This window comes from Streptomyces viridiviolaceus, from assembly GCF_014650995.1.
GTDB classification, from domain to species: domain Bacteria; phylum Actinomycetota; class Actinomycetes; order Streptomycetales; family Streptomycetaceae; genus Streptomyces; species Streptomyces viridiviolaceus.
The window spans coordinates 41592-57757 of record NZ_BMWA01000033.1 but is presented as its reverse complement, the minus strand read 5'-3'; the positions used below and the strand labels follow the sequence as shown (position 1 = coordinate 57757).

Below are 16166 nucleotides of genomic sequence, written 5' to 3'. Positions count from 1 at the left end.
TCCCAAGGAGCAGAGTTCATGAGCGACACCCAGAAGCAGTCCCTGTCCCTCGGCGGCGTGGTCGTGGCCACGGCCCTCCCTTACCACGAGGACCCGTCCGCCCCGGCCGGTCTCGCCGTGGACTACGACAAGTACGCCGACCACTGCCGCTGGCTGGTGGAGAACGGCTGTCACGGCGTCGGCCCGAACGGCTCGCTGGGCGAGTACTCCTCCCTGACCGACGACGAGCGCCGCAAGGTCGCGCAGACGGCGGTCGAGGCCGTGGGCGACTCGGGCATCGTGGTCGTCGGTGTGCACGGCGTCGGCTCGCACCAGGCGAAGCACTGGGCCGAGGTCGCGGCCGAGGACGGCGCCGACGGGCTGCTGTGCCTGCCGCCCACGATGTACCGCGCCAACCGCGGTGAGGTCCTGGCCCACTTCGAGGCCGTGGCCTCCGTCGGCCTGCCGGTCATGGTCTACAACAACCCCATCGACACCAAGGTCGACCTGACGCCGGACCTGGTCGCGGAGATCGCGCAGATCGACAACGTCGTCGCGATCAAGGAGTTCTCCGGAGACGTGCGGCGCGTCCTGGAGATCAGGGAGCAGGCGCCCGGCCTGGAGGTCATCAGCGGCGCGGACGACGTCGTCCTGGAGAGCCTGCTGATGGGCGCCACCGGATGGTTCGCCGGCTTCCCGAACGTCTTCCCCGCGGAGTCGGCCCGCCTGTACGACCTGGCCGTCGCCGGAAAGCTGGAGGAGGCGCGGGCGCTGTACGAGCCGCTGGTCGCCGCCTTCCGCTGGGACTCGCGCACCGAGTTCGTCCAGGCCATCAAGCTCGGCATGGAGCAGGTCGGCCGGTTCGGCGGCCCCTGCCGCCCGCCGCGTGGTCCGCTCACCCCGCAGATGCGCGAGCAGGTCCAGGCCGACATGGCCCGCGCCATCGCCTCCCTCGCGAAGCAGTCAGCCTGATGCGGTCCGTCCGTACGATCAGCGCCGTCGACTCGCACACCGAGGGCATGCCCACCCGCGTCGTCACCGGCGGGGTGGGACCGATCCCCGGGGACACCATGGCCGAGCGCCGTCGCTACGCGATGGAGAACCTGGACGGGCTGCGCCGCTTCCTGGTCGACGAGCCGCGCGGGCACTCGGCGATGAGCGGGGCGATCCTGCAGCCGCCCACCCGCCCGGACGCCGACTGGGGCGTGCTCTACATCGAGGTCAGCGGCTTCCTGCCGATGTGCGGCCACGGCACCATCGGTGTGGCCACGGTCCTCGTCGAGACCGGGATGGTCGAGGTCACCGAGCCGGAGACCAGGGTCCGCCTCGACACGCCCGCCGGGCTGGTCGAGGCGCGGGTGACGGTCACCGACGGCCGCGCCGAGAAGGTCACCCTGCGCAATGTGGACGCCTTCGCGCTCGAACTCGACGCCTCGGTCAAGGTGCCGGGCCTCGGCGAGATCCCCTACGACATGGCGTACGGCGGAAACTTCTACGCCGTCGTCGAACTCGACCGGATCGGCCTGCCGTTCGACCGGGCGCGCAAGGACGAGATCCTCGCCGCCGGCCTGTCGATCATGCGGGCCGTGAACGAGCAGAACCGTCCGGTGCACCCGGTCGACCCGCTCATCGGCGGCTGCAAGCACGTGCAGTTCCTGGCACCCGACTCCACCGCCCGGCACTCGCGCAACGCCATGGCCATCAGCCCCGGCTGGTTCGACCGCTCTCCCTGCGGCACCGGCACCTCGGCCCGTATGGCCCAGCTGCACGCACGCGGCGCGCTGCCGCTGAACACCCCGTTCGTCAACGAGTCGTTCATCGGCACCCGGTTCACCGGCCGGCTCCTTGAGACCACCGAGGTCGGCGGACTCCCCGCCGTCGTCCCCGAGTTCTCCGGGCGTGCCTGGATCACCGCCACGGCGAACTATCTGCTCGACCCGAGCGACCCGTTCCCGCACGGATTCGTGCTCTGAAGGGCCTCCGGCGGATCTCGGCCGGACACCTCCGACACCGCTCGCACGGTCGGGTGCCCCTCTCCCCCGGGGGCGCCCCCGCACGGTCGGGTGCCCCTTCTCACCAAGGCACCCCGCACGGCCGCGTGCCCTTCTCCGGGCACAGCGTCACGGTCGCGTGGCCCCTCCCCGCGGGCACGCGACCGTCGTCCCCCTCTCCCACGTATTCACCGGAGGGACCCTCATGTCCCGTTCAGCTCCAGTAATACCCCGGGAAGGAAAGGCCCCCGGCGGGGGCCTGTTCTCCCGGCAGGGAATCTTCCGTCTCAAGCCCGTCGACTCCTCCGAGGAGGAGAGCGCGGGCGGTCTGCGCCGGACCATGGGCCTGTGGCAGCTGGTCGCCCTCAGCCTCGGCGGTCTGGTCGGCGCGGGCGTGTTCTCGCTCGCCGGGGTCGTGGCCCACGAGGACGCCGGGCCCGGCGTGATGATCTCGTTCCTCGTCGCGATCATCGCCAGCACCGCCGCCGCCCTGTGCTACGCGGAGTTCGCCGGCACCATCCCCAAGGCCGGCTCCGCCTACACGTACTCCTACGCCGCGCTCGGTGAGGTGGTCGGCTGGATGATCGGCTGGGACCTGCTCCTGGAGTACACCGCCATCGTCGCGGTGGTGGCCATCGCCGTGTCCGGCTACTTCTCGTACATCCTGGAGCGGATCGGCGTCGATCTGCCGTCCTGGATGCTCGGCGCGCCCGGCACGGGCCCCGGCCACAAGGTCGACCTGTTCGCCGCCGCGCTGTGCCTGCTGCTGGCCTTCGTCCTCTCCCGGGGCACCAAGGAATCGGCCCGTTTCGAGACCGTGCTGGTGGTCGTCAAGCTCGGCATCGTCGCCCTGGTCGTCGTCGCCGGCGCGTTCCACATCTCCGCGGGCAACTACACGCCGTTCCTGCCGTTCGGCATCGGCGGCGCGTTCACCGGCGCCGCGACCGCGTTCTTCGCGGTCTACGGGTACGACGCGATGAGCGCGGCCGCCGAGGAGAGCGCCGAGGCGAAGAAGGTGCTGCCGAAGGCGATCGTGATCTCGCTGGCCATCGCCGCCGTCGTCTATCTGCTGGTGTGCGTCGTGCTGCTGGGCATGCAGGACTACCGCGACATCGACATGAAGAGCCCGTTCTCCAGCGCGCTCGCGGCAGTGGGTCTCGGCGGCCTCGGCATCGTCGTCGCGGTCGGCGCCATCATCGGCATCACCACGTCCGCGTTCGCCAACATGCTGGCGGTCTCCCGAGTCTGGTTCTCCATGAGCCGCGACGGTCTGCTGCCGCGCTACTTCGCGAAGAACCACCCCAAGCGCCACGTGCCGACCCGGGTGATCTGGCCGGTGGGCATCGGCTCCGCGTTCATCGCCGGGTTCCTGCCCATCAGGGAGGCCGCCGACCTCACCAACATCGGCATCCTGGCGGCTTTCTCCGTCGTCGCGATCGCCGTCGTGGTGCTGCGCCGGACGCGGCCCGATCTGCCGCGTTCCTTCCGCACCCCGCTGGTGCCGCTGGTCCCCGCCATCGGGGTGGTGTTCTCCGTCTGGCTGATCGCGAACCTGGACCCGGTCACCTGGCTGCGGTTCGCGGGCTGGATGGCCGTCGGGCTGGTCGTCTACTTCGTGTTCGGCGTCCGTCACTCGGAGGAGAACAAGCTCCGGGCCGGGGCGCAGACCACTGTGCCCGAGCAGCGCGACGGGAGCTCCGGATGACCGCCGAACCCTCCGCGGTCGGCTCCGCCCGCACCGGCGGAGCCGACCGCGGGCACGACCCGCGCACCGTCAGAAAGGTGATGACGGCCTCGGCGATCGGGCACTTCGTCGAGTGGTACGACTTCGCCGTGTACGCGTACGCGGCACCGGTGATCGCCACGCTGTTCTTCCCGAACGCGAACACGTTCGTCGCCCTGCTCTCCACCTTCGCCGTGTACGCCGTCGGATTCGTGATGCGTCCGATCGGCGCGTTCCTGCTCGGCAGCCTCGGCGACCGGATCGGCCGCAAGCGGGTGCTGGCCGGCGTGATCCTGATGATGGGCTGTGCCACGACGGGCATCGGGCTGCTTCCCACGTACGACATGATCGGCGTCCTCGCGCCGGTGCTGCTGGTCGTGCTGCGGCTCGCCCAGGGATTCTCGGCCGCGGGCGAGACCATCGGTTCGAACTCGTTCGTCGCCGAGCACGCTCCACGCGAGCGGCGGGGCTTCGCGGTCGGCATGGTCTACACGTGGTCCAACCTGCCGCCCGTCCTGGCCGCCCTGTTGGTCTGGTTCCTCACCGGGGCCACGAGCAGTGGTGACTACGAGTCCTGGGGCTGGCGCGTGCCGTTCCTGCTGGGCGCACCACTCGCCGTCGTCGGCCTCTACATCAGGACGCGCGTCGACGAGTCGCCGGCGTTCGCCGCGGTGAAGGAGGCCAAGCGGGTCTCCGCCGCGCCGATCCGCACCGTGTGGCGCGACCACAGGAAGGAGATGGGCGTCTGCTTCGGCATCGCGGCCGTCGCCAGCCTCGGCTACTACTCGCTGACCGGCTACTTCTTCACCTATCTGACGGTCACGATAAAGATGGGCGAGTCCGCGGCGCTGCTGTCCAACAGCATCGCCCTGACGGTCACCTTCCTCACGGTGCCCCTCGCCGCGGCCCTCTCGGACCGCATAGGCCGCAAGCGCGGACTGCAGCTGGCCGCCGCGCTGAACGCGCTGCTCGCCGTGCCCGCCTATCTGCTCGCCGGGCAGGCGAACCTGACGAGCGCGATCATCAGCCAAGGGCTGCTCGCGTTCAGCCTGGGCCTGTTCTTCGGCCCGGCCGGCGCCGCGTTCGTCGAGCTGTTCCCCGCCCACACCCGATATTCGGGCGCGTCCATCAGCTACAACCTGGCGTTCACGCTCTTCGGCGGCACCGCGCCACTGCTGTCGATCTTCCTGATCGAGCAGACCGGCAGCACCATCGCACCGGCGTGGTACGTCGTCGCCGTCTCGGTCGCTGCCCTGCTGGTGATCGCCCGTATGCCGGAGACGAGCAGGCGATCGATGCTGCCCGACGAGTGACGGCCGACGCGGGCCGGCCGTCACCGCTCACCCACGGCTCCATGAAACCCACGGCCTCACGGAAAACAGAGAAGGAAGCACCATGAACACCGTCGCACTCGCACCCGGCCGGGCGGTGGCCGCGGCCACCGCCGCGGCCCGGGAATGGGCCGAGGCCGCGCCGACGGCCCGCGCCCGCGCCCTGGAGACCGTCGCCGACGCCCTGGAGGCGGAGCGCACGGAGCTGGTCGCTCTGGCCGACGCCGAAACACACCTCGGCACGCCCCGCCTGAACGGCGAACTGACCCGGACCACCTTCCAGTTGCGCCTGTTCGCCGAGCAGGTGCGGGCGGGCGAGTTCCTCGATGTCCGCATCGACCGCGCCGACCCGCAGTGGCCGACCGGCCCGCGGCCCGAACTGCGCCGCTACCGCACCGCCCTCGGCCCGGTCCTGGTGTTCGCCGCGAGCAACTTCCCGTTCGCCTTCAGTGTGGCCGGCGGCGACACCGCGTCGGCGTGGGCGGCGGGCTGCCCGGTGGTCGTCAAGGCGCACCCCGGCCATCCCGAACTGTCCCGCCGTACCGCCGAGATCATCCACAAGGCGATGGCTCAGGCCGGCGCCCCCGACGGAGTGTTCGGCTTGATCGAGGGGCAGCAGGCCGGGGTCGACGCACTGCGCCACCCGGCGCTGCGCGCCGCCGCGTTCACCGGCTCCGAGCGGGGTGGCATCGCACTCGCCCGCATCGCCGCCGACCGCCCGGTGCCGATCCCGTTCTACGGGGAGTTGGGCAGTGTCAACCCCGTCGTCGTGACCCGGGCCGCGGCCCGCGCCCGGGGCCCGGAGATCGCGCAGGGCTACGTCGGCTCGCTCACCCTGGGCGCGGGCCAGTTCTGCACCAACCCCGGCCTGCTGTTCGTCCCGGCCGACGGCGACCTGGTGGACGAGGTCGTCCGGCTCCTGCGCGAAGTCCCGGCCGCGCCGATGCTCGGCCCGTGGATCTCCGAGGCGTACGCCGACGGCGCGCGGCGGCTCGCCGAGCAGTCCGGAACACGCGTGCTGGTGTGGCCGGACGACGAGGCAGCGGCCGGCCCGCGGCTCCTCGCCATGGATCTGGCGTCCTTCGCCGCCGGCATCGAGACGGCGGCGAAGGAGTGCTTCGGCCCCCTCGGTCTGGTGGTGACGTACGAGCGCCCGGAGGACCTGGCCGACGTGGTGGCGGCGCTGCCGGGCCAGCTCACCGCGTCACTCCACGGCGAGCCCCGCGAGGCCGCGGAACTCGCCGGCCTGACCGCGGCGCTGGCCGAGCGCAGCGGCCGGGTGCTGTGGAACGAGTGGCCGACCGGTGTCTCGGTCACCCACGCGATGCAGCACGGCGGTCCGTTCCCTGCCACGACCGCGCCCACGACCACGTCGGTCGGCACGGCCGCAGTCGAACGGTTCCTGCGCCCAGTGGCGTACCAGTCGTGGCCGCAGTCACTGCTGCCGCCGCCGCTGCGGGACGACAATCCGTGGGGCGTGCCGCAGCGGGTGCGCGGATAGCGGGGCGACGGGGCGGTGAGGCGTCGGTGCCCGGCAGTGCTCCGAGCACCGACGCTGCCGTCCGCAGGCGGCCCATGCGCCCGGCAGCCTTGACCGTCACGTCGGTCGTCGCCGAGGTCTCCGGCCGGCCCACGACGGAACGCGCGACGCGGAACCCCACGACGAGGCGTACGCCACCGGCTCTTCCGTCCTCGTCGAGCAGATGCCGCCCGCCTCGACCACGACGGCCACGACCTGCCTCACTGCGGTTTGCCGGCGAGAGGCGACATCCGCCGCAGTGACGATGCCGACGGCTTTCAGGTACTGCCGCCGCTGGGTCTGCTGCCCTTCGGCGCCCGTCGGCAGGTACGGAGCCCGCCGGGTGGGACGCCCCACGGGAGCCCCCGCGACGCGTCTTCAGGAGCCGTTCTGCGACGAGCGTCGTGATCGGGGTCAGTGGCTTTCGATGTCACCCGGCACTGCGGGACGACCCGCTTCCGGGTGTCCGCGATGGTGGCCAATCGTTGTCCGTGAGCACACGGCGGATCGGGGTGATGCCGTGGGCGGCAAAGAACGCCACGGCCGGTGCCAGAAGGAGACTGCGGTCACGGTCTTCTCGTCGGCCGGGGCTTCGGTGCAGGCGAGCCGGGAGAGGCACCGGCTGCGACTATCGTGCAGGCGGGAGCCGGTCATCGGGTACGTCGTCCGGAACCGCCTGCACCTCGACCGTGAAGTCGACCGCATCGGAGATGAACCCCAGGTATTCGGTCACGCCGAAGTCACTGCGTCGCAGCCACCCGGACGCGGATGCGCCCACCCGGGTGATCCCGAAGATGTCGGTGACCGGTCCGGCAGTGGCAGTGGTCAGTTCGACCTGGCGGGATACGCCGTGCAGGGTGAGTTCGACGGTGAGCAGGTACCTGCCCGGTACGTCCGGTCGAACCTCCACCATCCGCACCACCGCTTCGGGGTGGGCAGCCACGTCCAGGAAGTCGGGTCCGGTGACATGGAGGTCGCGAGCCGGGACACCGGTGTTGAAGCGGGCGACCTCGAAGCGGGCGTCGAAGCCCAGCAGCTCCGGCGCCCGGCTCTCGACGCCGTCGGTTGTCAGAACCTTGCCCGTCACGCCGGTGAATTTCCCGCTGATGCCGGACACCAGGTAGCGGACCTTGAAGTCGATGTACGAGTGCGCCGGATCGATCTTCCATTCCATGGCACCGCATCTCCTCGCAACAGCCGAACGAGGCAGAATCACTCAGTCATGCGGCAGCCGGCCGCCCTCGCCGTTCAGCGCTGGTCAAGGTCGTTGGCGAACTGTAGCCCCGCTGTGCCGCCGGTCTCGATGAACAACTTCATGAACCGATCGACGGTCTCCTTGCGGGACCAGTCGCGTTGCAGTTCACACAGGAGTTGAGTCCACGTGATCGGTCGTGCGCCTGCCTGTTCGACACGGCGAAGTGCGGCCTCATGCGCCACGAGGGATGTGCCGCCCACGGCGTCCACCACTGGGTACACCTCGTAGCCTTCACGCAGAGCATCGAGGGTGGGGAATGTCAGACAGGCCTCCGTCCACAGTGCTGCCATGATCAGTTTCCGGCGCCCCGTGGCCTTGACCGCCTCGACGAATTCACGGTCCTCCCATGCGTTGATCGAGGTTCGGTCGTAGGTCGGCAGTCCGTCGAGTACCTGCCTGAGCTGCGGTATCGGGGGCTTGTTAAGTCCCGTTCCGACATTCACCGTCGAGTGGACGACCGGCAGTCCGTAGGCCCGACCGATCTTCGCCAGACCGACGACATTGTTGACCAGCAACTGCCGGTCCATAGAGGCGATCGAGCTCACTTGGACCGGCTGATAGTCGATGACGACGAGCGCAGCGTTCCTGGGCGTCAACAGCTCATCAGTCTCCTGGTCGCGGATCTCTTCGCTGGTCACCTTGTACTCCCTGACGTGCTGGCCGACCACAGCCTCCACGGCGGTCGGCAAGACCTGCACTGCTGAGCAGGTGATAGCCGAAAGGCTCATGCCTTGCGGCGGCGTCAGCAGTCCTCCACGCCCGCAGATCCACAGCGTGCCGAGCAGCAGCCGGTGCAGGATGGCCGGCGCCGACACGCAGTGCGGTCCTTGGACTGGCGGCAGCATCGCTTGTGCAAGACAATTCGATTCGACCACCCGGCACCGTGCCCCGCAACGCGAGATATGGGGCGGTCACCCGGTGGCGATCTTGTCGTATCTCGTCGGGATGCAGCGGAAGCCCATGAGCCGGGTGCAGCAGTGCTCGATGGTCTTGCGACGGCGGTAGGTCTGTCGCTCGAACCCTGGTGGTGCGCCGTCCCGTGGGTCTTGGCTCAGCAGGTGGCGCTGTTGATCGGCCTTCTCGGGGATGGCGCTGCCGGAGGGGGAGGCCCGGGTGGGACGGGCGTGGACGTGGCCCTGCGCCTGCGCCCCGGCGCTGCTGTGACGGCCCGGGCTCCGGTGTCCGACCGGGATCCCGGGCCGTCCCCCTACGGCGTGGCCAGGGGCCTCGCCCAGGTGGACAGATCCTCCACGGAGTCGCCGCCCACGCTCGCCGAGTACTCCGCCGAGCCCGCCCGGACTTCGAGGACGAGCTGCCTGGCCAGCAGCACGCGGCGCCGAGTCACCCTGGCGCCTCCGGTGAACGCCTTGCGCACCAGTTCCCCCACGTGCTCCGTGCGCACGTCCTCGAACGTGAAATCGTCCAGCATGAGCCGTGCGCTCTCGGGGTGATTGCGGGCGCCCATGACGAGGACGTACACGTCGTGACCGTGGACGTCACCGTCCCAGTCCGCCACCCATCCGTCACTGTCCCACCGCTCGTGCGGCGCGGGGTCCGCCACGCCCAGTGACCGCAGGGCCGCTTCGAGTTCCGCCGACGCGGGCGGCCGAGGGGCAGCCTCCGTCATGTCACAACCACCTTCCCACTCTCAGATCCCGGCGTCTCCCCCTGCCGAACTTGCGCGCCAGGGCAAGTCCTTCGTCCGCCGCGCCCCGCTGGAGGCGGCTCTGCGGGGCGGCTCACAGCCGGTCGGTGAACGGTTCGACGGCGCCTTCAGCTCGCCCGTCCCACGCATTCCCTGACCTTACGTGCCCTCCCGGCACCCCGGTCACCGGCTCCGGGCCCGACAGCCCCGCTTCACTTCACGTGGCGGCCCAGGAAGTCCCTGACCAGCGCGGCGATCTCCGGGCCGTGCGTCTCCAGGGCGAAGTGCCCGGCGTCCAGGAGGTGGATCTCGGCGTCCGGCAGGTCCCGGGTGAAGGCTTCGGCGCCCGCGGGGCCGAAGATCTCGTCCCCGCGTCCCCAGGCGGCGAGCAGCGGGGGCCGGTGGGTGCGGAAGTACTCCTGGAAGACCGGGTAGCCGTCCAGGTTGAACTGGTAGTCCCAGAAGAGCTGGAGCTGGATCTCCTTGTTGCCGGGCCGGTCGAGGCCGGCCTGGTCGAGGGTCCAGGTCTCGGGGCCGATCCGGTCGAGCCGGTCGGCGGGGACGCCGTGGGTGTATTGCCAGCGGGTGGCCTCGGCGGTGAGGAGTTCGCGGACGGCGGCCTCGTTGGCCGCCCGGTCCTTGGCGTGGGCGAAGAGGACGTCCCAGAAGGGGGTGAAGCCCTCCAGGTAGGCGTTGCCGCTCTGGGTGACGATCGCGGTGATCCGCTCGGGCCGGCGGGAGGCGATGCGGAGGCCGATGGGGGCGCCGTAGTCCTGGATGTAGAGGGCGAAGCGGTCGATGCCCAGCTGGTCGATGAGGCCGAGGGTGATCTCGGTGAGTTTCTCGAAGCTGTAGGGGAAGTCCTCGACGGAGGGTGCGGCCGAGAAGCCGAAGCCGATGTGGTCGGGTGCGATCAGGTGGTACGCGTCAGCGAGGTCGGCCATCAGTCCGCGGTACATGTGCGAGCTGGACGGGAAGCCGTGCAGCAGGACGAGGGTGGGGTTGGCCGGGTCACCGGCCTCCCGGTAGAAGACGTCGAGGCCGTCGACGGTGGTGGTGTGGGCGCGCGTGGCGAAGGCGGACATGGGTGCTCCCCGTTCCGTGAGCGGTCGGGAGAACGATCGTTCTCCCGATGTCCTGTAGAGTAGGAGAACGATGGTTCTCCGTGCAAGGGGTGAGGGATGTCGGACGCGGAAACCGCGGAACTGAAGGTGCTCGACACCGCCCAGCGGCTTTTCGACGCACGCGGGGTGCAGGCGGTCGGCATGGACGCCATCCGCAGCGCCTCGGGGGTCTCGCTCAAACGGCTCTACCAGCTCTTCCCCTCCAAGGACCTGCTGGTCGAGGCCGTCCTGCGGCGCCGCGACGAGGCCGTACGGAGCTCCCTCGCCGCACACGGCGAGCGGACCGCCGACGGGCCGTACGAGCGGGCCCTCGCGGTCTTCGACTGGCTCGCCGCCTGGTTCGCGGAGCCCGAGTTCCGTGGCTGTGCCTTCATCAACGGCTTCGGGGAGCTCGGCGGGGTCTCTCCGGCGGTCGCCGCGATCTCCCGCGACCACAAGGAGGCCCTGCGGGCGTACTTCGCCGAGCAGACCGACGCTCTCGGCGCCCCTCTCGTCCTCGCCGACCAGCTGTCCCTGCTCGCCAACGGCGCCATGGTCGTCGCGGGCATCACCGGCTCCGCCGAACCGGCTGCCCAGGCGAAGGCCGCCGCCCGCGTCCTCCTCGACACCACGCGCTGACCCGGACCCCGGACAAGCGGAAGGGCCCGCCCCGCCCTCGGTGATGGCGCAAGCAGGCCCGGCAGGTGCCACCAGCAACCACCGCCGACCAGCACGTGGCCGAGACAGGGTCGGTCCTGGTGGAACGTCGGCAACCCGGAAGGCGAGGACGTCCGCGCCGCCTCCATGGGGCAGATGTCCGTCGTCTACGTGATCAACCGGCTCACCCGGCGCCTGTCCGTCGTGGACATCGTCCGCTCGGATGGCCGGCGGATAGACAATGCCCCGTGCCCGGCGTTGCAGCTGCCGGGGACGGGGCGTTTCGCATGCTGACCGTGCTGACCGTGGGGGCAGCGTCGGACGTGGATGGTCACCTTGACGATCGTGTCGTCAGCGAAGACGGTCCCGCCGAACAGCTCCACGGCAGTGATCTGTTCCGTGCAGCGTTGCAGGCAAGGACCAACGGGGCACCAGCCTGTAACGCCGCCGCTGCCGTGATCCTCAGGCCGTCACCAGTTCCGCCGCAAGGAACCCTTCCACTGCCTTCCTCGCGCGGCGGTCGAACTCGGTGTACTGTGCCTCGCGCTCGGCCCCCGCGACCGCGTCGCCGACCAGCAGATTGCCCTCGGCGTCGAGGCGCTGCGGGCGCTCCTCGGCGTCGGGGAGGAGGGCGACGGAGGAGTGGGAGAACCCGCAGTAGTAGGCGATGCCTTCGCTCAAGTTGGTCTCCAGTACGGCCTGCATCCCTTCCGTGATGGGATCGTCAGAGGTGGCACCGGCCAGGCCCAGCCACAGCATGCGCTTGCCTGCCAGGCGGGGCTTGCTGCGGCCGTAGGCGAAACCGTAGTTCCACACTCGATCGATCCAGCCCTTGAGGAGGGCGGGCACGCTCTGCCAGTACACGGGGAACACGGCGACGACGACATCGGCGTTGAGGATGCGCTGCATATGGGCCCGGACTTCGTCCGAGTACGGCTTCTCCCGATTGCCCCAGTCAGGCTGGTCCGCCACGTTCATCCGCGGGTCGAACCCTTCCGCGTGCAGGTCGAGCAGGTCGACGTCGTATCCGGCGGTATCGAGTTGTGCAGCGGTACGGCGGGCGGTGTGCGCGGTGAGGGAATCGGTGCGGTGGTGTGCGACGACCACAAGGGCGGTCCTGGCTGCGCTGTTGAGGTGCGACATGGTTTCTCCTGGCTGGTCCCGGTCGGTTCTGCCAGTCCAGTACACGCGTGATCGATTGGATGATCCATGGGAGAAACGCTCCATCGCATAGGAGTCCGTCTACGATGATGCCCGTGGATCCTTTGAGTTCTCTGCTCAGTGGCATCCGGGCCGAGGGCTCGGTCGTCAGCCACGCCGTGCTGGAAGCGCCCTGGACCATCCGCTTCGCCGACGGCGCCCCGCTCACCATGGTCAGCGTGCTGCGCGGCGGCGGCACCCTGCTACTGCCCGATGGCACCGAACAAGCGGTCGGCGTCGGCGACACGGCCATCGTGCGCGGCCCCGACCCGTTTCACCTCGCGGATCGGCCGACCTCCTTCAATCGCCCACACGTCGAGTACGAAATCGCCTGCTTCACAGCAGATGCCGCATGCACCGCCCAGGAGCTCGGCGGCATCCGCTGGGGCAACGATCCGGACGGAGCGACCGCACTGATCGTGGGCGCCTACCGTGCCTCGGGCCGTCGCCATGAACGACTGCTGCGCGGCTTGCCGCCAGTGCTAGTGATCAACGAGGACACCGAGGTCTGCGCCTGGCTGGAGACGGCCGCCGCCGACGCCGCCCTGCGCTCGGCCGGCTCGCAGGCGCTGATGGACCGACTCCTGGACTGGGCCCTGGTGTGCACGCTGCGCACCTGGTTCGAGCAGGCGAGCTCGGACGCCCCGGACTGGTACCGCGGCCTGGCCGACCCGATGCTCGCCCCCGCTCTCCAAGCCTTCCATGCCCGGCCCTCCGAGAGGTGGACGGTAGCAGCGCTCGCCGCCGAATCCGGTGTCTCCCGGGCGCTGTTCGCCAAACGATTCACCGAGGTGATGGGCCGCCCACCGCTGACCTACCTGACCGAATGCCGCATGGACGAGGCCGAGACGCTCCTCTCCGACACCGACCTCGCCATCGCTCAGATCGCCAAATCTGTCGGCTACGCCGATGCCTTCGGCTTCAGCGCCGCTTTCAAACGTCATCGGGGCCTGAGCCCCAGCGCCTTCCGCGCCGCAGCGGCTTAATAGGACTCCGTTGGGTCTGTCTTGATCTTGGTGTCGTGGTCCTGGTGGGAATGGGCTGGTGGCGGGCGGTGCAGATGCCGGTCCAGCACCTCAAGGTGTCCTGGAGGGCATCGAGGGTCTGATAGAGGGTGAGTGCGGTCCAGGTGCTTTTGAGGCCAGGCGCTGTTCGGCGAGGAAGGCATGGGCGGCGGTCACGAGGGCGACGTGGTGGTGCCAACCCGGTCAGGACCGGCCTTCGAAGTGGTCCAGGACCAGGCCGTGCTTGAGCTCGCGATAGTCGTGCTCAATGCGCCAGCGGGCCTTGGCCAGACGGACCAGAACGACGATCGGGGCATCGCCGGCAGGCTGGACAGCCAGTAGTCGGTGGGAGCCTCGGCCTCTGCGGGCCACTCGACCAGCAGCCAGCAGCCAGCAGCCAGCAGTCGGGCAGTATCCCGTTCCACCAGCCCTGCTCGGCCGAGGCAGCCGCCCGGATCGGACGCTCGACAGCCTTGTCGGCGGGGCGCACACATCCAACCTGCCCAGGGACAAGGCGAACCGGAAGACCTAACAGAGTCCTACGAGTGCTTGACCGGGAAGATTCACCGGGGTGGGGGAGTGGTGGTGGATGACTTCGCGGGGTGGATGTTGGGCTGCTTCGAAATCGTTGGACGCCCATTGAGTGAGTCGGCGAGCATCCGAAGATGACAGATGAAGCCGATTACCGGGGGCCGTTCACGCGGAGCCCGAAGTGTGTACGTTTTGTCGAGCTGGCCGGCGGGGCGATGTCCGCTCTGCTCGATGGTGACCTGTCCGAAGCCAGCAGGGTGGCCGGGGTTTCGCTGACCAAGTACTTCGTGACCGATAGAGCACGGTGGCTATGGCAGTTCCGGCTCGACCAGATGGCCGCCGATCCGGGCCAGGCGCGGTGGATGGTGCGACAAGCGGTCGTCGGCGACAAGGGTCTCGTCGTCGGACATGCCGGGTTCCACGGACCGCCTGATGAGGTCGGCATGGTCGAGATCGGCTACTCCATTGCTCCCGACTTCCGTCGCCAGGGATATGCCCGATCCGCACTGATCGAGTTGCTCCGCCGGGCAGCAGCCGAAACCGCAGTCACGACGGTGCGGGCGACGATCAGCCCCGACAACGCGGCATCCCTGGCCACGATCTCAGGCTTCGGCTTCGTTGAGGTCGGAGAGCAGTGGGACGAGGAGGACGGTCGCGAACTCGTCTTCGAAGTTCCTGCCCGTCGGGTTCCACCCGCTTGATGGGAAGGTTCACGACATAACGCTGAGCTATGGCCGGGGCGTCCGGCGCGGTGGTCCACCAGGCGGCAGCGAGTGGGCGCCCACCCCGGCGGAGGCCTTTCTCGCTGCGGACGCGGGCGCGTGGCGGCGTTGAGCGGCCAGGACGTCGGGGTGGCGGGCATTGACGTTGCCCCAGCGCAAATAGGCGTGCAGGGGCTCGGGTCTGGACAGCCCCAACATCGGCACTTCGGCTGCTGCGTCGCGAACTGGCCGCCCAACGGTGCGCGATCGGCACTCGCCGGCGGCGGCTTGGCTGCGGACGACAGGCCTTGCGCGCCCTGGCCCACCTGCGCTGCGCCACACCTTCGCCCAGCTTTCCGTCGGCTTCGGCGTCGGCCTGGCCGCAGTGCACCGCTACGTCACCGAGGCCATTGAGGTCCGCGCCACGCTCGCCCCGACTCTCACCGTGGCGATACAGCTCGCCGCCGCCAAGGCGTACGTCATCCTGCTGCCGATCGGCCGTATCGCTGCCGACCGGCCCTTCTACTCCGGCAAGCACAAGCGGCACGGGAGGAACTTGCAGGTGATCACCGACCCGTTCGGCGAGCTCCTGTGGGCGTCGCCCGCGCTGCCTGGGGCGATCCACGACATCAAGGCCACCCGTACGCACGGCATCCTCGCCGCGCTGGCCGAGGTTGAAAGGACGGCTGTCTTGAGCGGACCGCGCCGCAGGAGATCTACGCGCTGCACTGCGGTCCGCTGCCGGTTGGCACGTTCGCGGTCATGCCGAGCACGGGGCTGCCGGGGCAGGATCAACTCCGGATCGAGCTGTCGGGAGCCTCGGCCAACGACGATGGGCAGCAGCTGGCCGACCTGATCAATGAGTTCTCCACGATCCGCTGTCCACAGTCACTCGGAGAGTTCCGGCAACTATTCAAAGACCTGCAGACGCCAGCCGGTCCGTTGGCGCGCTTCGTCTTCGTGCAATCCCAACTGACCACGACCGATGAGGGCGCAGAGATACGGGCCTGGCTGCGCGCCTGGCCCGACAGCCGGTACGCCGAGATCAGGAACGAGTTGCGGAGCGCGGTGGATTCGCTGCCGGACGCCCGGATCACCTTTGCAGGGGAGCCCTTCCCCGCCATGGTCTGCTCTCCCGAGCTCAGCGCGGCGGCCGCACACCTGCGTGGTGTGCTCGGCGCCCATGCGGTCACGGTGCAGCATGCAGCCTTCCCCTTCAACGGCGAGGACTTCGCGCTGTTCGTGCAGCGCGTGCCGGGAGCGATGTTCATCCTCGGCGTCGCCAACCCGGATGCTGGCCACAACGGGATACCGCATAGCCCGGATTTTGCCGCGGACGAACATGCCATCGGGGTCGGCGTGCGGTCGATGGCCGGGGTTTCTGTCAAGCCGAATCAGCCACCTTTCGTGAACAGCAACATCTGCCCCTGAGGGGGGCCAGTCGCCACCCCAGCGCAAGGTTGGAAAAGGCTCAGTGGAACGGAATGGGGTGCACGCCCCATGACAGCCACGCCCGCTACACGCTGA

General features: G+C 69.5%; 14 protein-coding genes and 3 pseudogenes. 10 read left to right on the top strand and 7 right to left on the bottom strand.

Annotated features, from left to right (window positions below):
* Positions 1–18: 18 nt before the first annotated feature.
* The 5 genes from IE260_RS35025 (at position 19) to IE260_RS35005 (ending at position 6525) form a co-directional block, all read left to right on the top strand.
* A complete protein-coding gene (locus IE260_RS35025) occupies positions 19–951 on the top strand; it encodes a dihydrodipicolinate synthase family protein (protein WP_189879365.1) in 933 nt (310 codons plus the stop codon).
* Complete coding sequence (locus IE260_RS35020; protein WP_189879363.1) at positions 951–1952, top strand: proline racemase family protein; 1002 nt, start codon at positions 951–953, stop codon at positions 1950–1952. The genes IE260_RS35025 and IE260_RS35020 overlap by 1 nt, the downstream gene beginning before the upstream one ends.
* A gap of 223 nt (positions 1953–2175) precedes the next feature.
* Positions 2176–3675 carry an amino acid permease gene (locus IE260_RS35015; RefSeq protein ID WP_189879360.1) on the top strand — a complete coding sequence of 500 codons (1500 nt, stop codon included), beginning with the start codon at positions 2176–2178 and terminating at the stop codon, positions 3673–3675.
* Positions 3672–5006, top strand: a complete 1335-nt coding sequence (locus IE260_RS35010) for an MFS transporter (RefSeq protein WP_189879358.1) — start codon at positions 3672–3674, stop codon at positions 5004–5006. Before IE260_RS35015 ends, IE260_RS35010 begins: the two co-directional genes overlap by 4 nt.
* 82 nt (positions 5007–5088) lie before the next feature.
* The gene (locus IE260_RS35005) at positions 5089–6525 is read left to right on the top strand and encodes an aldehyde dehydrogenase (NADP(+)) (RefSeq protein ID WP_189879356.1); all 1437 of its coding nucleotides are present in this window, start codon (positions 5089–5091) and stop codon (positions 6523–6525) included.
* 646 nt (positions 6526–7171) lie between these two features.
* Here the strand turns inward: IE260_RS35005 and IE260_RS35000 are convergent.
* From IE260_RS35000 to IE260_RS34985, 4 genes are all read right to left on the bottom strand, one after another.
* Entirely contained in the window at positions 7172–7717 is a 546-nt protein-coding gene (locus tag IE260_RS35000) for a YceI family protein (protein WP_189879355.1), read from the bottom strand.
* Between the two features lie 74 nt (positions 7718–7791).
* Entirely contained in the window at positions 7792–8613 is an 822-nt protein-coding gene (locus IE260_RS34995; RefSeq protein ID WP_229881614.1) for a hydrolase, read from the bottom strand.
* 392 nt (positions 8614–9005) lie between these two features.
* Positions 9006–9425: a hypothetical protein gene (locus IE260_RS34990; protein WP_189879353.1), complete on the bottom strand. Its 420-nt coding sequence runs from the start codon at positions 9423–9425 to the stop codon at positions 9006–9008.
* 230 nt (positions 9426–9655) lie between these two features.
* Positions 9656–10528 carry an alpha/beta fold hydrolase gene (locus IE260_RS34985; RefSeq protein WP_189879351.1) on the bottom strand — a complete coding sequence of 291 codons (873 nt, stop codon included), beginning with the start codon at positions 10526–10528 and terminating at the stop codon, positions 9656–9658.
* Between the two features lie 96 nt (positions 10529–10624).
* On the opposite strand from IE260_RS34985, the gene IE260_RS34980 reads away from it, so the two are divergent.
* Complete coding sequence (locus tag IE260_RS34980; protein WP_189879349.1) at positions 10625–11185, top strand: TetR/AcrR family transcriptional regulator; 561 nt, start codon at positions 10625–10627, stop codon at positions 11183–11185.
* A 480-nt stretch (positions 11186–11665) separates the two neighbouring features.
* Here IE260_RS34980 and IE260_RS34975 read toward each other — a convergent pair whose 3' ends face one another.
* Positions 11666–12346: an NAD(P)H oxidoreductase gene (locus tag IE260_RS34975; RefSeq protein ID WP_189879347.1), complete on the bottom strand. Its 681-nt coding sequence runs from the start codon at positions 12344–12346 to the stop codon at positions 11666–11668.
* A gap of 113 nt (positions 12347–12459) precedes the next feature.
* Between IE260_RS34975 and IE260_RS34970 the strand changes: the two genes are divergently transcribed.
* Positions 12460–13389 (top strand): AraC family transcriptional regulator, encoded by a 930-nt coding sequence (locus IE260_RS34970; protein ID WP_417847137.1) that lies wholly within the window; start codon positions 12460–12462, stop codon positions 13387–13389.
* Between the two features lie 90 nt (positions 13390–13479).
* On the opposite strand, the pseudogene IE260_RS34965 reads toward IE260_RS34970, so the two are convergent.
* A pseudogene (locus IE260_RS34965) lies at positions 13480–13897 on the bottom strand (IS701 family transposase); the annotation flags it as partial.
* A 175-nt stretch (positions 13898–14072) separates the two neighbouring features.
* Here IE260_RS34965 and IE260_RS34960 point away from each other — a divergent pair.
* A complete protein-coding gene (locus IE260_RS34960) occupies positions 14073–14639 on the top strand; it encodes a GNAT family N-acetyltransferase (protein WP_189879343.1) in 567 nt (188 codons plus the stop codon).
* Between the two features lie 76 nt (positions 14640–14715).
* Here the strand turns inward: IE260_RS34960 and IE260_RS42155 are convergent.
* Positions 14716–14847, bottom strand: a pseudogene (locus tag IE260_RS42155) (IS630 family transposase); the annotation flags it as partial.
* A 22-nt stretch (positions 14848–14869) separates the two neighbouring features.
* Between IE260_RS42155 and IE260_RS34955 the strand changes: the two are divergent.
* Together IE260_RS34955 and IE260_RS34950 are read left to right on the top strand one after the other, a co-directional pair.
* Positions 14870–15312, top strand: a pseudogene (locus tag IE260_RS34955) (transposase family protein); the annotation flags it as partial.
* A 41-nt stretch (positions 15313–15353) separates the two neighbouring features.
* The gene (locus tag IE260_RS34950) at positions 15354–16070 is read left to right on the top strand and encodes a hypothetical protein (protein WP_373303450.1); all 717 of its coding nucleotides are present in this window, start codon (positions 15354–15356) and stop codon (positions 16068–16070) included.
* The last annotated feature ends 96 nt before the right edge of the window (positions 16071–16166 follow it).